The 19,029-nt window shown below is 73.2% G+C and carries 18 protein-coding genes and 1 tRNA gene; 5 read left to right on the forward strand and 14 right to left on the reverse strand.

From position 1 onward, the window contains the following. Nucleotides 1–31 precede the first annotated feature (31 nt). Genes IEY96_RS07515 through IEY96_RS07530 form a run of 4 tightly spaced genes read right to left on the reverse strand, consistent with a single transcriptional unit; the run spans nt 32 to nt 2,742 of the window. Nucleotides 32–793 (reverse strand): energy-coupling factor ABC transporter ATP-binding protein, encoded by a 762-nt coding sequence (locus tag IEY96_RS07515; protein ID WP_189194050.1) that lies wholly within the window; start codon nt 791–793, stop codon nt 32–34. Then, nucleotides 790–1,560 (reverse strand): cobalt ECF transporter T component CbiQ, encoded by a 771-nt coding sequence (gene cbiQ, locus IEY96_RS07520; protein WP_189194051.1) that lies wholly within the window; start codon nt 1,558–1,560, stop codon nt 790–792. The genes IEY96_RS07515 and cbiQ overlap by 4 nt, the downstream gene beginning before the upstream one ends. Nucleotides 1,561–1,567: 7 nt before the next feature. Further along, a complete protein-coding gene (locus IEY96_RS07525) occupies nt 1,568–2,026 on the reverse strand; it encodes a PDGLE domain-containing protein (RefSeq protein WP_189194052.1) in 459 nt (152 codons plus the stop codon). After that, nucleotides 2,023–2,742: an energy-coupling factor ABC transporter permease gene (locus IEY96_RS07530; RefSeq protein WP_189194053.1), complete on the reverse strand. Its 720-nt coding sequence runs from the start codon at nt 2,740–2,742 to the stop codon at nt 2,023–2,025. Before IEY96_RS07530 ends, IEY96_RS07525 begins: the two co-directional genes overlap by 4 nt. 122 nt (nt 2,743–2,864) lie before the next feature. Here IEY96_RS07530 and bcp point away from each other — a divergent pair, with 122 nt between their 5' ends. Then, nucleotides 2,865–3,335, forward strand: coding sequence for a thioredoxin-dependent thiol peroxidase (gene bcp / locus IEY96_RS07535; RefSeq protein WP_189194054.1), 471 nt, complete (start codon nt 2,865–2,867; stop codon nt 3,333–3,335). A 446-nt stretch (nt 3,336–3,781) separates the two neighbouring features. Here the strand turns inward: bcp and IEY96_RS07540 are convergent, their stop codons facing one another. Together IEY96_RS07540 and tnpA are read right to left on the reverse strand one after the other, a co-directional pair. Then, nucleotides 3,782–4,999, reverse strand: coding sequence for an RNA-guided endonuclease InsQ/TnpB family protein (locus IEY96_RS07540; protein WP_189194055.1), 1,218 nt, complete (start codon nt 4,997–4,999; stop codon nt 3,782–3,784). Continuing rightward, a complete protein-coding gene (gene tnpA / locus IEY96_RS07545) occupies nt 5,000–5,398 on the reverse strand; it encodes an IS200/IS605 family transposase (RefSeq protein WP_189194056.1) in 399 nt (132 codons plus the stop codon). Nucleotides 5,399–6,010: 612 nt separating this feature from the next. On the opposite strand from tnpA, the gene IEY96_RS07550 reads away from it, so the two are divergent. Continuing rightward, nucleotides 6,011–6,097: transfer RNA gene (locus IEY96_RS07550), tRNA-Leu, on the forward strand. 55 nt (nt 6,098–6,152) lie between these two features. Beyond that, nucleotides 6,153–6,692, forward strand: a complete 540-nt coding sequence (locus IEY96_RS07555; protein ID WP_189194057.1) for a GNAT family N-acetyltransferase — start codon at nt 6,153–6,155, stop codon at nt 6,690–6,692. An 18-nt stretch (nt 6,693–6,710) separates the two neighbouring features. Here IEY96_RS07555 and IEY96_RS07560 read toward each other — a convergent pair whose 3' ends face one another. Continuing rightward, nucleotides 6,711–7,721 (reverse strand): expansin EXLX1 family cellulose-binding protein, encoded by a 1,011-nt coding sequence (locus IEY96_RS07560; protein ID WP_229791429.1) that lies wholly within the window; start codon nt 7,719–7,721, stop codon nt 6,711–6,713. 78 nt (nt 7,722–7,799) lie between these two features. Next, on the reverse strand, nt 7,800–8,633 hold the full coding sequence (locus IEY96_RS07565; RefSeq protein ID WP_189194058.1) for an O-methyltransferase: 834 nt from the start codon (nt 8,631–8,633) through the stop codon (nt 7,800–7,802). A gap of 120 nt (nt 8,634–8,753) precedes the next feature. Between IEY96_RS07565 and IEY96_RS07570 the strand changes: the two genes are divergently transcribed. Next, nucleotides 8,754–9,827, forward strand: a complete 1,074-nt coding sequence (locus IEY96_RS07570) for an LCP family protein (protein ID WP_189194059.1) — start codon at nt 8,754–8,756, stop codon at nt 9,825–9,827. A gap of 12 nt (nt 9,828–9,839) precedes the next feature. On the opposite strand, the gene IEY96_RS07575 is transcribed toward IEY96_RS07570, so the two are convergent. Genes IEY96_RS07575 through IEY96_RS07595 form a run of 5 tightly spaced genes read right to left on the reverse strand, consistent with a single transcriptional unit; the run spans nt 9,840 to nt 15,800 of the window. Further along, nucleotides 9,840–10,985 (reverse strand): endo-1,4-beta-xylanase, encoded by a 1,146-nt coding sequence (locus IEY96_RS07575; protein ID WP_189194060.1) that lies wholly within the window; start codon nt 10,983–10,985, stop codon nt 9,840–9,842. Continuing rightward, a complete protein-coding gene (locus IEY96_RS07580; protein ID WP_189194061.1) occupies nt 10,982–12,148 on the reverse strand; it encodes a polysaccharide pyruvyl transferase family protein in 1,167 nt (388 codons plus the stop codon). Before IEY96_RS07580 ends, IEY96_RS07575 begins: the two co-directional genes overlap by 4 nt. Further along, on the reverse strand, nt 12,138–13,490 hold the full coding sequence (locus IEY96_RS07585; protein WP_189194062.1) for a lipopolysaccharide biosynthesis protein: 1,353 nt from the start codon (nt 13,488–13,490) through the stop codon (nt 12,138–12,140). The genes IEY96_RS07580 and IEY96_RS07585 overlap by 11 nt, the downstream gene beginning before the upstream one ends. A 19-nt stretch (nt 13,491–13,509) precedes the next feature. Continuing rightward, complete coding sequence (locus IEY96_RS07590; protein ID WP_189194063.1) at nt 13,510–14,403, reverse strand: glycosyltransferase family 2 protein; 894 nt, start codon at nt 14,401–14,403, stop codon at nt 13,510–13,512. Next, nucleotides 14,400–15,800: an O-antigen ligase family protein gene (locus IEY96_RS07595; RefSeq protein WP_189194064.1), complete on the reverse strand. Its 1,401-nt coding sequence runs from the start codon at nt 15,798–15,800 to the stop codon at nt 14,400–14,402. Before IEY96_RS07595 ends, IEY96_RS07590 begins: the two co-directional genes overlap by 4 nt. Nucleotides 15,801–16,194: 394 nt before the next feature. Here IEY96_RS07595 and IEY96_RS07600 point away from each other — a divergent pair, with 394 nt between their 5' ends. Further along, the gene (locus IEY96_RS07600) at nt 16,195–17,040 is read left to right on the forward strand and encodes a glycosyltransferase family 2 protein (protein ID WP_229791430.1); all 846 of its coding nucleotides are present in this window, start codon (nt 16,195–16,197) and stop codon (nt 17,038–17,040) included. Between the two features lie 6 nt (nt 17,041–17,046). Here the strand turns inward: IEY96_RS07600 and IEY96_RS07605 are convergent, their stop codons facing one another. Next, nucleotides 17,047–18,981 carry a trypsin-like peptidase domain-containing protein gene (locus tag IEY96_RS07605; RefSeq protein WP_189194065.1) on the reverse strand — a complete coding sequence of 645 codons (1,935 nt, stop codon included), beginning with the start codon at nt 18,979–18,981 and terminating at the stop codon, nt 17,047–17,049. Nucleotides 18,982–19,029: the final 48 nt, after the last annotated feature.

The raw sequence follows: 19,029 nt of genomic DNA on the forward strand, positions 1-19,029 counted from the left end.
CCGTGCGGGCCGGAAGTGCACGTTCGCGGGGTCAGGAGCGGCGGGGAGCGAAGCCGTACGGCAGCTCCAGGCGGTGCTGCGCCAGCAGCGCCTCGTCGGAGAGCAGCTCCAGCGTGGGAGCGTCGGCGACGATGCGGCCCGCGTCCAGGATCACCGCGCGGTCGCAGAGCTCCGCCGCGTACGGCAGGTCGTGCGTGACCATGAGCAGGGTCACCGGGAGGCCGCGCAGGATCTCCGCCAGCTCCCGGCGAGCGGCCGGATCGAGGTTGGACGACGGCTCGTCCAGCACCAGGATCTCCGGGCGCATGGCGAGCACGGTGGCCACCGCCACCCGGCGGCGCTGCCCGAAGGAGAGGTGGTGCGGCGCCCGGTCCCGGTGCTCGCCCATCCCCACGGCGGCGAGCGCCTCGTCCACCCGGGCAGCCAGCTCCGCCCCGCGCAGCCCCAGGTTGGCCGGCCCGAACGCCACGTCCTCGGCGACGGTGGGCAGGAAGAGCTGGTCGTCCGGGTCCTGGAAGACGATGCCCACCCGGCGGCGGATCTCGGCCAGGGTGTCCCGGTCCCGGCTCACCGCCAGGCCGCCGACGCTGACCGTCCCCTCGGTCGGGGTGAGGATGCCGTTGAGGTGCAGCACCAGGGTGGTCTTGCCGGCGCCGTTCGGCCCGAGCAGCGCCACCCGGTCGCCGCGCGGCACGGTCAGGTCCACCCCGTGCAGGGCGACGTGACCGTCCGGGTACGCGTACCGGACGCCACGGACGTCCAGGGAGGGCGGCTGCTGCACGTACCCGATCATGTCAGGACGAGCGCGACGGCGGCGATGGAGGCCGCGATCACCGGCACCGTCGCGGCGGCCGCCCACTGGCCGGCGGTGGCCGCGCCCGCGCCCTGCCACACCGCCGGCATCCGGCCGGTGTAGCCGCGGGAGACCATGGCCAGGTAGACCCGCTCGCCCCGCTCGAAGGCACGCAGGAAAAGCGCGCCCACGCCGGCGGCGAAACCGCGCAGCTGCCAGAGGAAGCGCGGGTCGTCGCCCCGGGACACCCGGGCCACCCGCATCCGCCGGGCCTCCCCCACCAGCACGTCGAGGTAGCGCAGCATGAAGGTGGCGATCTGGGTGAGGATCTGCGGGCAGCGCAGCCGGTCCAGGCCGACGATGAGGTCCCGCGTCGTCGTGGTCGCCGCCAGCAGGAGCGACGCGAGTACGCCGAGCGTGCCCTTGGCCAGGATGTTCCACGCGCCGTGCAGCCCGTCGACGGAGAGGCTCAGCCCGGCCACCTCGACCCGCTCCCCGGTGCCGAAGAACGGCAGCGCGAACGCGAACAGCACGAACGGCAGCTCGATCAGCGCCCGGCCGAGCAGCCAGCGCGGCCCCACCCGGGCCAGCGCCGCCACGGCGCCGACCAGCAGGGCGTAGCCGCCGAAGGCCCAGTACGCCTCCCGGGGCGTGGCGACCACCGCGACGGTGAACAGCACCATCGCGACGATCTTCACCTCCGGCGGGAGGCGGTGCACCCGGGAGGACGACTCGCGGTAGAGCACGTGGGCGTGACCGGCACCCATCGGGGGCTCAGCGGGTGCCGGCGGCGCGCGCCGGACGCTCGTCGCCGGCGCGCCCGCTGCCGGGGCCGGCCTGGTCGCTCGCCGGCCCGGCCGTCGCTCCGGTCCCCGGGACGGTGGCCGAGCCGGTCGCCGGGCCGCGGCGGCGGGCCAGCCAGAACAGGCCGCCGCCGAGGGCGAAGGTGAGCAGCACGCCCAGCACGCCGGACAGGCCGGTGGAGAGGAAGCCGTTGCTCACCCCCCGCACGCCGTAGTCGGCGAGCGGGCTGTCGGCCAGCTCGTGGTCCTTCGCCTGCTGGGCCGGGCAGCTGCCGCCGGTGATCTCGCCGTCGGCGTTCACCGTGCAGCCCTTGAGCAGCGACGAGTCGAGCCCGTCCGGGTGCGCCGAGGCGTAGTTGCTCACCACGCCGGCCAGCAGCAGGGCGACCAGCAGGCCGCCGAGGACGAACGGCCAGGGACGCTTGCTCATCGGGCACCTCCGGCGACCGGGACGGCGGGAGCCGGCACGGCCGGCTTCAGGGCGCGCAGGGCGTACACCAGATCGGGGCGGACCTTGGCGACGGTGACCACGGTGGTCGCGGTGATCAGGCCCTCGCCGATGCCGATCAGCAGGTGGACGCCGGCCATCGTGCCGGCCAGCCCGGTGAGGTTGCCGCCCAGGTCGGTGGTGCCGCCGAGCCAGTACTGGAGCACGAAGCCCTGGGACGCCACCACGACGCTGACCAGCGCGGAGACGAAGGCGGTGACGGCGAGCCCGGTCGGGGTGCGCGGGAGGACCCGCAGCAGCAGCGCGATCAGCACGTACGCGGCGGCGGTGCCGAGCAGCGCCATGTTGGTGATGTTGAGGCCGAGCATGGCCACCCCGCCGTCGCCGAAGACCAGCGCCTGCACGACCAGCACCACGGCGACGCAGAGCGCGCCGACCCACGGGCCGACCAGCATCGCGGCGAGGGCGCCACCGAGCAGGTGGCCGCTGACCCCGGCCGTGAAGATCGGGAAGTTGAGCATCTGCACGGCGAAGATGAACGCGGCCACCAGGCCGGCCATCGGGGCCAGCCGGTCGTCGAGGTCACGGCGCCCACGCAGCACGCAGAAGGTGAGCACGGCCAGCGCGAGGGCCGCGAACACCGCGGCGACGGGACCGTCGATGATCCCGTTGGAGATGTGCATCGCCAGGGTTTCCACCCGCTGAGCTTATTTGCGCACGGTCGTTGTTGCCAATCCATTGCAACAAGCCATGGTGATCATCACGCGAGCGGCGCGTCGCCACCCGCGCCGGACCCGACGGCGGCGGTATCGTCAGCGCCATGACCGACCGCCTGAACCCCGGCGACCCCGCCCCCGAGTTCACCCTCCCCACCGACACCGGCGGGACCCTGTCCCTGGCCGACCTGCGCGGACGCAAGGTCATCCTGTACGCGTACCCGGCCGCCATGACGCCCGGCTGCACCAAGCAGGCCTGCGACTTCCGCGACTCGCTCGCCTCGCTCCAGGCCGCCGGCTACGAGGTGGTCGGCATCTCCCCCGACAAGCCGGAGAAGCTGGCCAAGTTCCGCGACCGGGACGCCATCACCTTCCCGCTGGTCGCCGACACCGACAAGGCCGTGCTGACCGCGTACGGCGCGTTCGGCGAGAAGCAGATGTACGGCCGGACCGTCACCGGGGTGATCCGCTCGACCTTCGTCATCGACGAGGACGGGAAGATCGAGCGGGCGCTCTACAACGTCAAGGCCACCGGACACGTCGCCAAGCTGCGCCGGGACCTCGGCCTCGACTGAGCTGTCACAGGCCGCCACTACCCTGCGTGCATGCCTCGCTACAAACACTCTCCGGAGACGCTGTCGGCAGCAGCGGCAAAGGCACGGAGCATCGCGGAGGTGCTTCGGCTGCTGGGCATACCGATGAGCGGCGGCTCGCACGCCCACATCAGCCGGCAGCTGAAGCGCTTCGGCATCGACACCTCACACTTCACCGGGCAGGGGCACAACCGCGGAGTGCGGGGTCGTCGGCAGGCACCGTCGGAGACTCTGGTCCGGCTGCCACCGGACGCGAACAGAACACCCGGCTTCCGGCTCCGGCGCGCCCTTGCTGCCATCGGCGTGCCCGAACGATGTGAGATCTGCGGCCTTGGCCCGAGGTGGCAGGACGCGCCACTCCTCCACGTCGACCACTTGACTTCCTCCCCGTGCCTGAAGGTCGGGGGATTCCCGTGGCTGAGGCGCGTTCACGCCGCGAGCCGTTCGGGTGGTTGGCGCTTCACAGACAGCCCTGCGGCTAGGTCTCCACGCCCTGTTACCGCCAGCCCGGCGGCGAGGATGTTCTTGGCCGCGTTCACGTCGGCGTGGTCCTGATGGCCGCAGGCGACGCACCGGAAGACCGCTTGGCTCTCGCGGGACTCCGAGGCGACATGCTTGCAGGCGTTGCAGGTCTGCGACGTATACGCCGGATTGACCTTCTCGATCTTTGCCCCGTGGTAGCGGGCGGCGTGTTCCAGCTTGAGCAGGAATACGCCCCACCCTTTGGCGAGGATGGCCCGGTTCAGGCCGGCCTTCTGGCGGACGTTACGGCCGGGCTGCTCAACGGTGCCCTTCGCGCTGGCCGTCATGTTCTTGATCCGCAGGTCCTCGACAGCGACCATGCCGTGCTCGCGGACCAGGCGCACGGCGGTCTGCACGGCGAAGTCAGCTCTGCGGGCCCGGATACGGGCGTTGAGCCGGCCGAGTTGCGCGCGGGTAGCGTCGCGACGTTTCGATCCGCGGTTGCGGCCATAGACCCGCAGCGACCGCGATAGGCGCTGCTGCAACCGCTTGAGCCGGGCCGCCTCGCCTGCAGTGACGAACTCCCGCTCGTCCAGCCCCCCGTCAGAGGTGGCCACAGCCACGGCCACACCCCGGTCCACACCGACCGGCGGCTTACCGTTCGGGGCAACCTCGGTCCCGCCGTCCTCGACGCAGAACGAGATGTACCAGCGTCCGCCGTCACGCAAGACGGTGGCGTTGCGGATGGCGCCACCCAACGGCCTGGTCCACCGAAACCTGACCGGCCCGAACTTCGGCAGCCGCACCTCAGCCCACCTGCGGTTCAGTCGCTGCACCGCGATGTGCTTGGGGTCGGGAAACCGGAACGACGGGGCCGTGCGGGCCCTGGACCGCCAGCGCACCTTCCACGTGCCATGCGTCTTGCACGCCCGGTCCAGGTCCCGCAGGGTTTGCTGCAACGTGTGCGACGGCGCGTCGGCCAACCACGCGCAGTCCGGGTCCTTCTTCGCCTCGGCCATCTGCCCGGCCTGCTCGTTGTAGCCGATGAACGCGCCACGGCGGCGGTACTCACGGCGCTGCTCCAACGCCGTGTTCCACACCGCCCGACACACCGCACCGACCTGTTCGGCGTAGGCGGCCTGCTCGTCGGTGAAGGCGAGGAGATAGCGGCGGCCGGTCAGCATTCAGCGGCCCTTCTGCTGCTCGACATACTCCTCCACCGCTGCCAGCGGGGCGTCACCGGTGGTCGCCACGAAGTACGAGTTCGTCCACAAGGTCGGCAGCCGGGAACGCAGCGACGGGAACTCCTCACGCAGCACCCGAGACGTCCGCGCCTTGATCGCCTTGACGAGCTTGTGGACACCGAACTGCGGGTCCACCTCGACCAGCAGGTGAACACGGTCAGGCATGACCTCCAGCGCCACCAGCCACGCCCCTTTCTCCTCCACCACCTCACGGATGAGCTGCTTCAACCGCTCCTCGATCCGGCCGCCGAGCACCCGGCGTCGGTACTTCGAGCACCACACGACGTGGAAAGCGCACTGGAACACGACGTTGCTGTTCGACCGCAGGGCAACGGACACCCCCGCAATATACAGCCTCGTGCTATCTACTGTCCGTCCGAAATTGATACGCACGGCCCACAGCTAAAGCCGGGGGCCCGCGCACTACGCACTTCGATCAACGGCGACCGGCTCGACAACCGGCCATCCAATCTGCGGCTGCTGTGTCCCAACTGTCACAGCCAGACGGCAACCTATGCCGGCCGCGTCCGGACGCAGGCCGACGCGCCAGCCTTGCCGGACGTCTCGGCTCAGGAGAGTTCAGGCGACCCATCGCCGGACGCTGAGGCATTGATCAGGAAGGTCAGCGCGGGTCACGTGACGACCGTGGAGGCCGCCCACCTCCTCGGCTGCACGAGAGACCACGTGAGCAGGATGCGGCGGCGCCTCGACGCGACTGGGACCATCGCACCGCCACCGCGGGTCCGTGACCGGCCGGTCCGGCACCGGTTCCGGGATTCGGTCATCCGTTTCGCGCTGGCGCACCCTCAGGCCGGCTCCCGGAAGATCGCCTCGGCGTTGACCGACGCCTCAGACGCCGGCGCGGCGATCAGTCATCGCACCGTCCAGGAAATCCTCCGGGAGGCCGGGCTCACCACGCCGGAGGCCCGACGCTCTAGACTCAGCAGGTCTGCGGGAGTGGCGTAACAGGCAGCCGCGATAGGTTTAGGTCCTATTGTCCGAAAGGACGTGGGGGTTCGACTCCCCTCTCCCGCACCAGCCCGATGTCATGAAGGTCACGAACGCGGGTTCACGTCGCGTCGCCTCGCGCAGGATGGCGGGCGTGAACCTGCGTTTCGTCCTGGACCCCGACCTCACCCCCGAGCTGCGCGAGCAGATCATCGCCCTCTGGGTGGACGTGACCAACGCCGGCGGCGCGGTCGGCTTCGTCGCCCCGGTGACCGAGGCCGAGGTGCGGCCCGTGGCCGCGGCCACCTTCGCGGCGATCACCGACGGGCCGGACCGGCTGCTGGCCGGCTACGAGGGGGACCGCCTGGTCGGCGTCCTGATCATCGGGGACAACCGGTTCCACCTGAAGACGCACTGGCGGGTGCTGAAGCGGGTCATGGTGCACCCCGACACACAGGGGCGCGGCCACGGCGCGGCGCTCATGCGCGAGGCGGAGCGGATCGGCCGGGAACTGGGCCTGGCGGCGCTGCACGTGACGGTCCGGGACGGGCTGGGCCTGGGTGGCTTCTACGAGCGCCTCGGCTACCGCGAGGTCGGCCGGCTGCCGGGCGCTCTCCGGCTCGCACCCGGCGACGACCGGGACGAGGTCTTCATGTGGCTCGACCTGGACCCCGCCGCGGCCTGACTCCGCCTCCCGCTGCGGTCAGCCGCAGCCGGCGGGGACCGGGGCGAGGCTGGCCGGCGGCGCGGCGGCCGCGTCCACCACGGCGGGGGTGCCGGGCGGTGCGGTGGTCGCCGGGCTGGCGGAGGCGCTGGGCCGCGAGCTGGGCCGGGCCGACGGCGAGCGGCTGGGCGTGGCCGACCGGGCCGGGGCGGCGGCGCCGTACATCCGGACTGTGCTGCGCTGGACCTGGCCGGGGAGCATGCGGATGCCGGTGGCGGTGGCGCGGTGGCCGTACACGTCGGTGACCCGGATGGTGTACGGCCCGGGGCCGGCGCCGGAGGGGATGAGCCAGTAGTTGTAGTCCTCGCGGGCGGCGGCGCGCCAGGACCCGCCCTGCCGCACCTCGACGGCGCGCAGCGGGTTGCCGTGGTCGCCGACCAGGACGGCGAACCACCACTGGGAGGCGCCCTCCTTCACGCGGAAGGTGAGCGGGCCGGGCAGCGGCGGGTCGACGACCGCGCGGTAGCTGACCTTGACGACGCCCTGCACGGGGTCGGCGATCCGGGCGAACGCCTCGGCGGAGAGGTCGAGGTGGCCGGGTTCGCACTCCGGGCACTGGTCCATGACGAGGACGCGGACGGTTCCCTTGGGGCCGGTGACGTCGAGGTGGCCGCCGCAGGACGCGCCGGCCGCGTACTCGGTGGGGCCGAGGGCGACGTAAAGCCGGTTGGCGGGCGCGGTGGGCCGCGAGCAGTTGCCGCCGGCCCCCTTCGAGTCGTAGAAGGTGGCTTTTCCGGTGTGGACGGTGCCGCCGATCGGCGGGGCGGCGAGCGCCCCGACGGGCAGGGCGCGGGGCGGCGGGGCGGCGCAGGCGGGGGCGGCGCCGCCGCGTACCGCGAGGATCACGGCGACCACGGCGGCGAGCGCGGCGAGGCCGCCGGCGGCGAGCCACCGGCGCGGGCCGGCCGGCGCACGGCGGCGGCCGGCCCGGGTGGGCCGGTGTTCGTCCGCGGCGGGCAGGGGGCGGCTGGGAGCGCTGCCGTCGGTCACGCCGGTCGATGCTGCCGGACCGGTGGGGCGCCGGACAAGCGGGCTAAGCGAAAGCTAAGACGGGTTCACACGGGACCGTCACCAGGCGACGCCGATGCCGTCGCCCGGGTACCAGTGCCCGGCGGGGGTCTCCCGGTAGGCGAGGAATCGCCGGCCGGTGCGTTCGGCGTGCTCGGCGAGGACGTTGGTGGCGGTGACGTTGTCGGTGAGCAGCACGGCGCCGGGGGCGAGCTTCGGTTCGACCGCCTCGAACTCGCTGCGTTCGTGCACCCGGCTGTGGTCGCTGTCGTGCAGGAAGAGGTCGACCGGCCGGTCGAGGGCGCCGATCGAGGCGACCGAGTCGCCGATGACGAGGTCGACGACGTCGGCCCACGGGGTGGCCCGGGCCAGGTAGCCGGCCTCGGGGTTGATGTCGAGCGAGGTGAGCCGGCCGGGGTGGCCCTCGGCGGCGTTGCGGAGCAGCGCGGCGGCCAGGACGCAGCTGCCGAGGCCCTTGTCGACTCCGGTCTCCACGACGTGGGCGGGTTTGCGGGCGCGGACGATGGCGTACCAGCCGATCCGGCGGGCGTAGCGGACCTGCCGGTCGGCCAGGCCGCGGCGGGAGGCGGCGGCGGTGGCGGTCTCGATGTGGGCGCGCAGCTTGTCGTCGCCCTCGATCTCGGCGAACCAGCGGCGCACCTGCCCGACGGGGACGTCGCAGGTCACGCTGACGAACCAGGCCAGGTGGTGCCGGCTGAGCTTGGTCAGCTCGTACGTGTAGTTGTGGTGCTCCCGGGAGGTGAGCAGCCACCGGGCGGAGGTGCGCAGCACCCGGGCGTCATGCCGGGCCACCCGGGCCAGGCGCTTGGGGAAGGCGGCGACCGGCGCCAGCCGGGTGCGGGCGATGGCCCGACGGAGCTTCGTTGCATCCACCCGTGGTGTTGTACCAGGTTCGGGGCGACGGTTGAGGAGGAAAGCGCCGAACGGGTGGCGGAGGTTGGCCGGTCGGACGAGGGTCGGCGTGACGGAGCGTGAGTCAGTAGCATCGCGCGCATGCCAGATGCCCAGCAGATCGTCGACCCGGAGCCGGACGCGCCGACCGCACCGTCCGAGGTGGACGGGACCGGCGAGGAGGTGACCGATCCGCGCCCGCGTCGGCGGCGTGGGCGGCGCGTCGCCCTGATCGTGCTGCTGGTGGTGGTGCTGCTCGTCGGCGGCGGCGTGGGTGGCGGTTTCTTCTACCTGCGCTCGGTCGATTCCCGCATCGAGCGCGTCGACGCCTTCCAGGGCGTGCCGCAGGAGGCGCGCCCGCCCGTCGCCGCCAAGGGCGCCATGAACATCATGATCCTGGGCAGCGACTCACGGGACCCGGAGAACACCACCGGCTCGCGGTCGGACACGATCATCGTGGCCCACCTGCCGAAGGACCGGAAGAGCGCCGAGTTGGTCTCCATCCCGCGGGACACCTGGGTGCACGTCCCGCGTTCGAAGGACGGCCAGCACGGCGGCCGCGAGGCGAAGATCAATGCGGCGTACGCCTGGGGTGGGGTGCCGCTCATGGTGCAGACCGTCGAGCAGTTCACCGGGGTCCGGATCGACCACGTGGCGATCGTCGACTTCGCCGGGTTCAAGGACATCATCGACGCGATCGGCGGCGTCGACATCGACTCGGAGCGGGAGTTCACCTCGATCCACCCGCCGTTTCGCAAGTTCGCCAAGGGTGTGCAGCACATGGACGGCGATACGGCCCTGGACTGGTCGCGGCAGCGCAAGCAGTTCCCGGACGGCGACTTCGCCCGGATCCGGCACCAGCAGCAGGTGATCCGGGCCATCCTCGACCGGGCCGCCTCCGGCGGCATCCTCACCAATCCCGGCAAGCTGAACGACTTCGTCAAGGCGTCCTCGGCGGCGGTGTCGGTCGACAAGGGGATGTCCCTGCTCGACATGGCGGGCGACCTGCGCAACCTGCGGGGCGGCAACCTGTTCTTCTTCACGAGCCCGACGAAGGGCACCGGCCGGGTCGGCACCGAGAGCGTGGTGTTCCCGGACCCGGCGAAGGTGCGCACCTTCTACGACGCGGTGCGCCGCGACGCGGTCAAGGAGATCGTGGGCAGCGCCCAGCGGTGACCCGGCCGGTGGTCAGGCGCCCGGCCCGCGCGGATGCCGGGTGCCGAGCAGTTCGATCATGGCGGAGTGCGCCGGCTTGGGCCGGTACTGGGCATCCAGCAGGCACGCCGCCCCGTAGCCGCGGTGGTAGTTGGGGATCCAGCTCCGGGCGTCGGTGAAGCCCCAGACGGTCAGCGACACGCAGGCCGGCACGGACAGGCAGGCGGCCAGGACGTCGCGGTAGACGGCCGCCTGCTGGCGCAGCTTCTCCGGGCCGGCCGGCAGCTTCACCCGGACGTCGAGTTCGGTGATCGCGACGGAGACGCCCAGGGCGGCGAAGCGGCGCAGGTTGGCGGCGAGACCCGAGGGCGGCCGGTCCGACTCCAGGTGGGCCTGGAAGCCCACCCCGTCCAACGGCACTCCCTGGGCGCGCAGGTTCCGGACCAGCTTCAGCAGGGCGTCGGCCTTGCGGGTCCGCTCCTCCGTCCCGTAGTCGTTGATGAACAGGCGGGCGCCCGGGTCGGCGGCGTGGGCCCAGCGGAACGCGTCGGCGATGTAGCCGGGACCGAGCTTGCGCAGCCACAGCGTGTCCCGCAGCGAGCCGTCCTCGTCGAGCGCCTCGTTGACCACGTCCCAGGCCCACACCCGGTCCCGGTAGCGGGAGACGACGGCGGTGACGTGCGCGCGGAGCACGGCCCGGAGCCGCTCCGGCGACCAGTCCGGCGACACCCACTGCGGTACGTCGTTGTGCCAGACCAGCGTGTGGCCGTAGACGGACTGGCGGTTCCGCTGGGCGAAGTCGACGAGCTGGTCGGCGCCGACCCAGGTGTTGACCCCTTCCGAGGGCTCCAGGTTGCGCCACTTCATCGCGTTCTCGGCGGTCACCGTGTCGAACTCCCCGGCCAGCACGTCCCGGTAGGTGGAGTCGAGGCTGAGCGCGCGCCCGTCGATGGCGGTGCCGATCCGCACCCCGGACGGCATCAGGTCGCGCAGCTTGTCGCGCTCGGGTGTGGCGGCCGGCGGGGAGGGCGTCGGCGACCCGGCGGCGGACGGGCCTGGGGAGCGGTCGTGGGCGTTCGCGACGACCACCACCAGCGCGGCGAGCAGGACGGCGCTGACCGCCAGGGTCGCCGCGAGCAGCCGGGTGTGCCTGGTGGCGCGACGAGCGTCGCCGGTCACCGCGGGGACGGCTCGGCGCCGAGCGCCCACGGCGCGCGGATGAAGTTCAGCCGGGCACGGTCGGCGAAGTCCACCCGGGACAGGCCGGGCACCGCGTCGTCGGTGAGCATGGCGGCCAGTATCCGGGTCACCTCCGCCGGGTCGCGCGGGACCCGGCCGAGTCGCAGCGACGCCGGCTGGGCGATCTCGTCCAGGAAGTCGTCGCACTTCTTCTGGTACGGCACCAGCGTGAATGGAACCCCGGCCAGGTAGGCGAAGACGGCGCCGTGCAGCCGCATGTGCAGGCCCAGGTCGCACCGCTTCATCTCGTCCCAGCACGCCCGTACGCCGTCCCGGGCGGTGACGACGCGGATGTCGCAGAGCCCTTCGACGGCGGCGCGCAGCCGCCGGCTGACCCGCTCGTCCCCGTGCACCGGATGGGTGTTGTAGACGAAGACGGTGACATCCACCGGCTCCTTGAGGACCAGGGCGCGGATGCCCTCGATCAGCGCGTCCTCGCGCCGCCGGGACTCCTCGTCCCCGGCCTCGTAGTCCACGCCGAGCAGGGTCACGCCCAGCCGGGCCCGCCGTGCCGGCCGGGGCGCCCGGGGCGGGATGGGCTCGCCGAGCGCCTCGGGCAGCAGGCCGGCCAGGTCGCCGGCGGGCACCAGCAGGCCCGGATGGCCCGCGCTCCGGAGGATCTCCGCGGAGGCGAGGTCGCGTACCCCGATGAAGTCGATCCGGCGCAGCACGTAGAGCAGCCGCCGCTCGGCGACCGGCGACAGGAAGGGCCCGACCGAGACACCGAGGGCGGCCATCGGGTGCCCGGACACCCGGGAGAAGAGCGAGAAGAGCTTCTTCTCGCTGAGCGGGCCCATCTCCCGGAACACCGACCCGCCACCGAAGACCACCATGGAGGAGCGCCGGAGCAGAGCGGCCTTGTTGAGCAGGGTGCCGGCGCGGCCGGTCACCCCGCCGCGGACGTACCAGCGGGGATCCATGCCGGTGCGGTCACCGGGCAGGTCCACCAGCGGCGGCGCCGCGAAAACCGGCGCCGCGGAGCCCCAGTACGCCCGGAGCGCCCAGTCCACGACCACGCAGAAGGCGTTGTCGCCGACGTTGTCCATGCCGTAGTAGCCGACGACGAGTGGACGCCGGGCGGCGGGCGCTGGCTCAGGACGCACGGGAGTCCTCTCCGGTCAGGCGGCGCCGGACGTCCCGCCAGGACGGCAGCGTGGCACCGGCGACCACCCGCCGGCGCACCGCGACCCAGAAGAGACAGCAGAGCGCGATCTCGGCGACGACTGTGGCCGTCGCGGCCCCCATGATGCCCCACAACGGTGTGGCCACCGCCAGCGCGGCCAGGTAGACCGCCGCGCCGGCGCCCTGGTAGGCGACCTTGCGCCGGAGGAGGCCGCCGCTGGTGAGCAGGGACGCCACGGCGGCGCCGCCGAAGCGGAACGGGATGGCCAGGGCCAGCACGGCGAGCACGGCGGCCGAGTCGGCGTACTCGGCGCCGAGCAGCACCGGCAGCACCGGGCCGGCGGCCACCGCCACGAGCGCCGCGACCACCGCCCCGAGCAGCACCATCCCGGCGCCGCCGTAGCGATAGGCCAGCAGGATGGCGTCCCGGTCGGAGCCGGCCCAGCGGTGCAGCTTGGCGAGGAAGTACTGCTGGTAGACGACCCGCGGGACCAGGTAGACGGCGGCCAGCACGGACATCGGCACGGACAGCAGGGCGGCCGCCTCGGGGCTGAGGAACTCGCCGGCCACCACCGTCCCGAGGTACATGCCCAGCAGGTAGAACACGTTGCCCAGCACGAACGGCAGCGCAGCGCCCAGCACGTCGCGCACCGCCACCGGCCGGTCCGGCGACGGCGCGGGGCCGGACCGGGCGTGGCCCTCCAGCGGCATGACCCCGCGCAGGAACGGGCGCATCACGGCCAGGCAGGCCACCACGGTCAACAGGGCGACGACGGCGTACCCGGCCGCCGCGGCGACCACGCCCAGGCCCGCGGCCCACACGGCGAGCACCACCAGCACCCGCCCCAGGTGCGGCGCGAACTGGAGCGCGGACAGCCCCCGGTAGTCGCCCCGCAACTGCTGCACCGACGCGACCAGACCCAGGGCGGCCTGCGCGACCACCACGGCGGCCAGCAGCACCCGGACGGTCGCCGCCCGCGGGTCGGGAAGCGCCCCGAAACCCCACAGCAGCACCACCGCGACGATCAGGGCGGAGCAGGCGGCGACGACCCGCACGGAGGGCCCGACCCAGCGGTACGCCCCGGCGCCCCGCTGGCCGAACTGCTGCAACCACAGCTCGGACACGCCGAACACCGCCAACGGGGCGGTCAGCGAGATCAGCGCGAGGGCGGTGGTGAACGTGCCGAAGGCGGCCTGCGACAGGCTGCGGGCCAGCAGGATCTGGGTGGCGAACGCGGCGACGGTCACCCCGACCTGGCTGAGCCCAAGCATCCCGAGGTGCACCAGCATGGCGACGACCCGGTTGCCGCGTGGGGACCGCACGGTACGGTCCGCGGGCAGGTCAACGGCCGAGGGTGACAAGCCACTTCCCCGCTTCGCTCAGGGCACGCAGGGCCTTGATGCCCAGGCCGGCTCCCGGCACCGCGGACGGCCGGTACATGTCCACGAGGCGGAACCAGAACCCCAGGCCGCCCATCCGGCCCCGGGTGACATTGCCGTCGTGGCGCCGGAACAGCACGACGGGATGGGCCAGCCGGCGCGGGTGTACGCCGGCACGCAGCGCCCGCAGCACCAGCTCGATGTCCTCGAAGAGCCGGAAGCTCTCGTCGTAGCCGCCGATCCGGTCGAGCACCCGGCGGTCGATGGTGGTGCCGGAATGCTTGAACGGCAGCCGCGGCCGGGTCAGCACGCCGAGCAGCATCCGGCGCGGGGTCGGGTACTCGGGTAGCCGGATCGTGCGCGCCCGCGCCCCGCTCACCTCGCGGTAGTCGGTGTAGACCCAGTGCGCCCCCGTGCTCGCCAACAGGTGGTGCAGCCGGGCGAGCGCGTCGGCGGAGAGCTCGTCGTCGGAGTCGAGCACGGTGACGTAGCGGCCGGTGGCCATCCGCAGCGCCACGTTGCGCGCCTGCGCGATGCCGCTGGGCGGCTGGGTGAACACCCGGACCCGGCCGTCCGCGGAGAGCATGGCCTCGTCCAGCACCCGGGTGACCGGCACCCGCGAGCCGTCGTCGACGACGACCACCTCGAAGTCGGGGAAGCTGTTCGCGAGCACGCTGCGGACGGCGTTGACCAGCAGCACGGCCCGGTCCCGCACGACGATGCACACCGAGAAGGTGGGGACCACCCGCGGCGCCTCGGCCGGCTGGGGCAGGTGGCGGGGCCGAGCGACACCCTGGATCCCGCCGGGCAGCTCCACCCCGTGCTCCCGCAGGGGCGCCGACGGCCAGAAGCTCATCGAGCGTCCCCGCCTTCCTCCGCCACCGGAGTCGTCTCCCGGTCGATGCCGATCAGCAGCACCGCGCCGAAGACGAAGAGCCAGAGAAAGTACGGGTAGGCCAGCGGCTTCTGGGTCAGTCCGAAGAGGACGAGTGTGGCGTAGAGCACGGCCAGCGGCAGCCGCCCGGCCGGGCTGAGCTGGGCCCGGATCAGGCGGTAGAGCCCCACCAGGACGGCGATGGTCAGCCCCACGCCGACCACGCCCCAGATGACGAGCACCCGCAGCCAGTCGTTGTGCATGTCCCACGGCTCGTAGCCGAAGCCGAACAGCCACACGTCCAGCGGGGACCGGTGCAGGATCTCGGCCACGTCGTTCCAGATCGCGCCCCGGCCGTGCATGAACGTGTCGGAGCGGACGTCCAGCGACCCCACCTCGGTGAGGGTGACGTGCGCCTTGTTGCGGACGGTGGCACTGGACAGCGCCCCGGCCGCCGCGGCCACCAGGACCACCGCCGCGCCGACGGCCAGCGGCAGCCGCCGGCGCGTCATGCCGGTCCGCCAGCCGCGCAGCCGCCGCGCCTCGAAGGCGACGACGATGACGGCCAGGCAGACGATGGTGAAGCGGTGCAGCGAGACGACCCCGGTGGCGACGAAGAGCACGATGAGGGCGTAGCGCACCACGGCGCGTACCCGCAGCCGGTCGCCGAGCACGTAGATCAGGAACACCGCGAACATGAGCAGCCGGCCGAGCGACATCGGGTGGTAGTAGCCACCGGAGGCTCGGCCGATCTTCTGTCCCGGCAGCTCGAAGTAGAACGAGTACGGGAGCACCCCGGCCACCTGGAGCCAGGCCAGCACGCAGTGCACCACCGCGGCGACCACCACCACGCCCGCGACCAGCGCGAGCCGTCGGGAGCGCAGCCAGCCCGGGCGCAGCAGCGCGAGGCCCAGCAGGGCCAGCGGGGCGAAGCCGACGACCAGACGGAGCGCCTCGGCGGGAATGGCCGAGGTGGGCTCCAGGTGCGGGCCGTAGATCGAGTAGCGGCGGACGTCGAAGAGTTCGAGCAGGTCCTCCCGGGCCGGCACCGCCAGGTAGTCGATGCCGGACATGACGAGCATCGCGACCAGCGCCACCAGCATGTAGAGCAGCGGGCGGGCGGGCAGCCGGCGGCCGGTGTACACCACCGCCGCGAGCGCGCCCAGCATCAGCAACGCGCCCAGCACCGTGACGACGACACCGACGTCGAGCGCGTCACCGGCCTTCGACTCGCCGACGTCGAGCAGCGGCTTGACCGCGACCAGCGCCAGCGCCCCGGTGACCGCGTGACGGGCGAGGCGCTCGATCCGGGTCGTCGGGGCGTCCGACGACGCGGCGCCCGGTGCGGGATCCCGGGCCGGGTGGGTCAGGGTCTCCATCGGGGGGTGCGTCTCCCAGGGTCTGTCGCCGCGGCCTCGGCCGCCGGTGCGGTCGACGGTCGTCGGCCGGTCGCGGCGGCCGTGAGAACCCGACCACCATCCTCATAGGACCGGTGGAAATCGGGCTCGAAACAGGAGGACGATACCAGCGGAGAAGTGGCCCGCGGTGCCCCGAAAGACGTGGTCCACACCGCATCTGCGCCGGTCCGGGCTGCTCTATTGCTGCACATCAGACCGGTCCGGCTCATCGGACACATCCCTTTGAGGGCCCTGCGCCCGATACGCCGCCCGCCTTGCGGCCGGCCCGACCCGTCCGGCAAGCTGACAGCCGTTCCCGCCCGGGTCCGCCGCCACGCACGGACCGGGCCAACCCCTCCTCCGAAGGTGTCGACAGGTGCACGGACCGGCCGAGCCGAAGACGATCAGCGTGGTGATCGCCGCGCACAACGAGGCGACGGTGATCGGCGGTTGCCTGGACGCGCTGCTCGCCGACGCCGAGCCGGGCGGGCTGGACGTCGTCGTGGTCGCGAACGGCTGCACCGACGCCACGGCCGAGGTGGCCGCCGCGCGCCCCGGCGTACGCGTGGTGGAGCTGGCGGAGGCCGGGAAGGCCCGGGCGTTGAACGCGGGCGACGCGGTGGCGCGGGGCTTCCCCCGCTTCTACCTCGACGCGGACGTGGTGCTCAGCCCGGGTGCGTTGCGGCGGATGGCCGAGGCGCTGGCCGCCGACGGGTCACCGCCGCTCGCGGTGACCCCGCGCCGGGCCATGGTCACCACCGGACGTTCCCTGCCCGTACGGGCCTACTACGCGATCAGCACCCGGCTGCCCATCTTCGGCGACGCGCTCTTCGGCCGCGGCGCGGTGGGCCTGTCCGCGGCCGGCCGGGCCCGGTTCGACACCTTCCCGGCCGAGATCGCCGACGACATGTTCCTCGACTCGCTGTTCACCTCGGCTGAGAAGAGCGAGGTGTCCGGAGCGACCTCGTACGTGCAGGCGCCGCGCCGGACGCCGGACCTGGTCCGCACCCTGGCCCGGGTGCGGGCCGGCAACACCATGCTGCGGGCCAGTCACGAGGGGGTGCGGCCCTCGGCGCGCTCGTCCTGGCTGCGGGACGTGGTGCTGCCACGGCCGTGGCTGGTCCCGGCCGCCGCGGTCTACGTCACGCTGACCCTGGTCGCGGCCGCGCAGGCCCGCCGGCACCCGCGCGACGGCTGGGGCCGGGACAACTCCACACGCTGACCGGGCTCAGCGCTGGCGTCGGCGCAGCAGCAGGGCGAGCAGCCCGACCACCAGCGCCCCGCCGAGCGCCGCGAAGATGACCGCCGGCAGCGCCGAGGGGTTCGGCTCGTCGGCCGCCAGCTTCTCCCGGTCGGCGGCGCTCTGCCGGTACGCCTGCGCGAGCAGGTTGGTCGGCTCGGCGTCGGCGACCGCGGCGAGATGGGACACCGCGGTGCCGCTGCGGCCGGTGAACCAGGCGTCGAGCCCCGTGCGGTAGAGCCGGTCGGCGTCGGAGAGGGTGTTGCTCACCCCCGCCTCGCCGAGCAGCGTCGTGGCGGCGGAGACCGGCACCAGGGCCCGGTTCGCGCCACCGTCGGCTGCCCGGTCGCTGTCCACCACGCCGACCACCCGACCGGCGGTGTCCACCGCGATGCCGCCGTGCGAGTAGATCCCGATGTCGTCGTTGACCCGCTGGACGGCGACGCTGCCCTGGTCGCCGGTCCCGGTCACCTGCACCACCTTGGACTCGACGGTGAACCGGGCGCCCCGGAAGGCGGTGTCGGTGGTCTGGTAGCCGAGAAGCAGCAGCACGCTGCCCGGGCCGGGGCCCTCCGCCGGGCCCAGCTCCACGACGGGCAGTTTGGCCTGGGAGAGCTTGACCACGGCCAGGTTGCCGGCGTCCGGTTCGAGCACCCGGACCACCTGGCCGGGGACCGCCGGGCTGGCGGCCAGGTCACCCCGGGCCACGTTGAACTGGCCGGAGACCTGGCTGGTGAACGGCGCGGCCGGGTCGGTGCCGGTGAACCGGGTGGTCGCCAGCTTCGTCCGGACGAACCCGTCGAGGCCGGCGGCGGTGAGCCGCTTCTGGTCGATGAGGATCCGGCCCAGCGTGTAGAGGGCACGCTCGCGGGCCGAGTCGTCGGTCGGCCGGACACACTGGCCGTTGGTGACCACCATCCCGTCGGCGTTTACCACGAAGCCGGAGCAGCGCCGCTTGAACGTGACGGGGGTGGGGCTGATCGGCGCGTTGCTCTTCGCGTCCCGCAGCATGCCGGTGAAGCTGGCCTCGACGAAGACCAGGGACGGCGCGGCGACCGCGAGCGCGCGCTCCTCGGCGCTGTACGGCGCGGCCTGCGTCCAGGGCTTGAGCCCCGGAACGGCTGCCGACGCCGCCGGCGCGGCCGTCGCGAAGCTGGTCGCCGGGTCGGGTCCGGACGGGGAGTCCTCGTCACCCGCGTTCGCCCAGAGCAGCGCGCCGGTGCCGACGGCGACCACCAGGACGACCAGGACGGCGACGAGGGCCACGCCCGGGCCACGCCGGCGCGCGGGCCGCGACACGGGCTGGATGCGGCGCACCGGATCGGCGAACGGGTCGGCCGGCGGCGCGTCGGTGGACGGGACCGGCCGCGCCGGCGAGATCGGCGCCGCCTCCACGGGCGGCTGCTGCCGGGGCACGACCGGCTGCGGCGCCTGCTGGTGCGGCACCGGCTGCGGCGACACCGGTTGGTGCGTCGGCACGGCGGCGTGCATGGCCCAGGGCAGCGGGGCACCCGAGGTCGGGGTCGGGGTGCCGGAGACCGGCGCACCGGAGACCGGCTGCGGCGGGTCGGCGACCGTGCCGGTGGCGGGAATGAGGACGTCCGCCTCCGCCTCGGCCGGGTGCAGCTCCATGCCGAGGGTCTGGAACAGCCGCTGGGCGCCCATCCCCTCCTCGGAGGGGTACGCCACCCAGGGCTTGGCGGCGGCGAAGTCGGCGTTGACGTAGCGCTGCCCGTCGGGACTGTGGGCCATGGCGTTCGCCGCGTTGGTGAACGCCTCCCGCCACGGCTGGTCCGTCGCGGCGGCGCCGTCCAGCATCGCCACGGTCACCAGCCGGTCCTGCCCGTCGATGGCCCACCACGCCGTACCCACCTGGCAGACGCCGAGCGCCTCGGTGAACCTGTACGGACCAACCGGCTGCATGCCACTTCTCCTCTGCTCACCCGCCGTGCGGATAGTACAGAGCGGGTG

This window comes from Micromonospora fulviviridis (assembly GCF_014648395.1).
In the GTDB taxonomy this organism is placed as follows: Bacteria; Actinomycetota; Actinomycetes; order Mycobacteriales; family Micromonosporaceae; genus Micromonospora; species Micromonospora fulviviridis.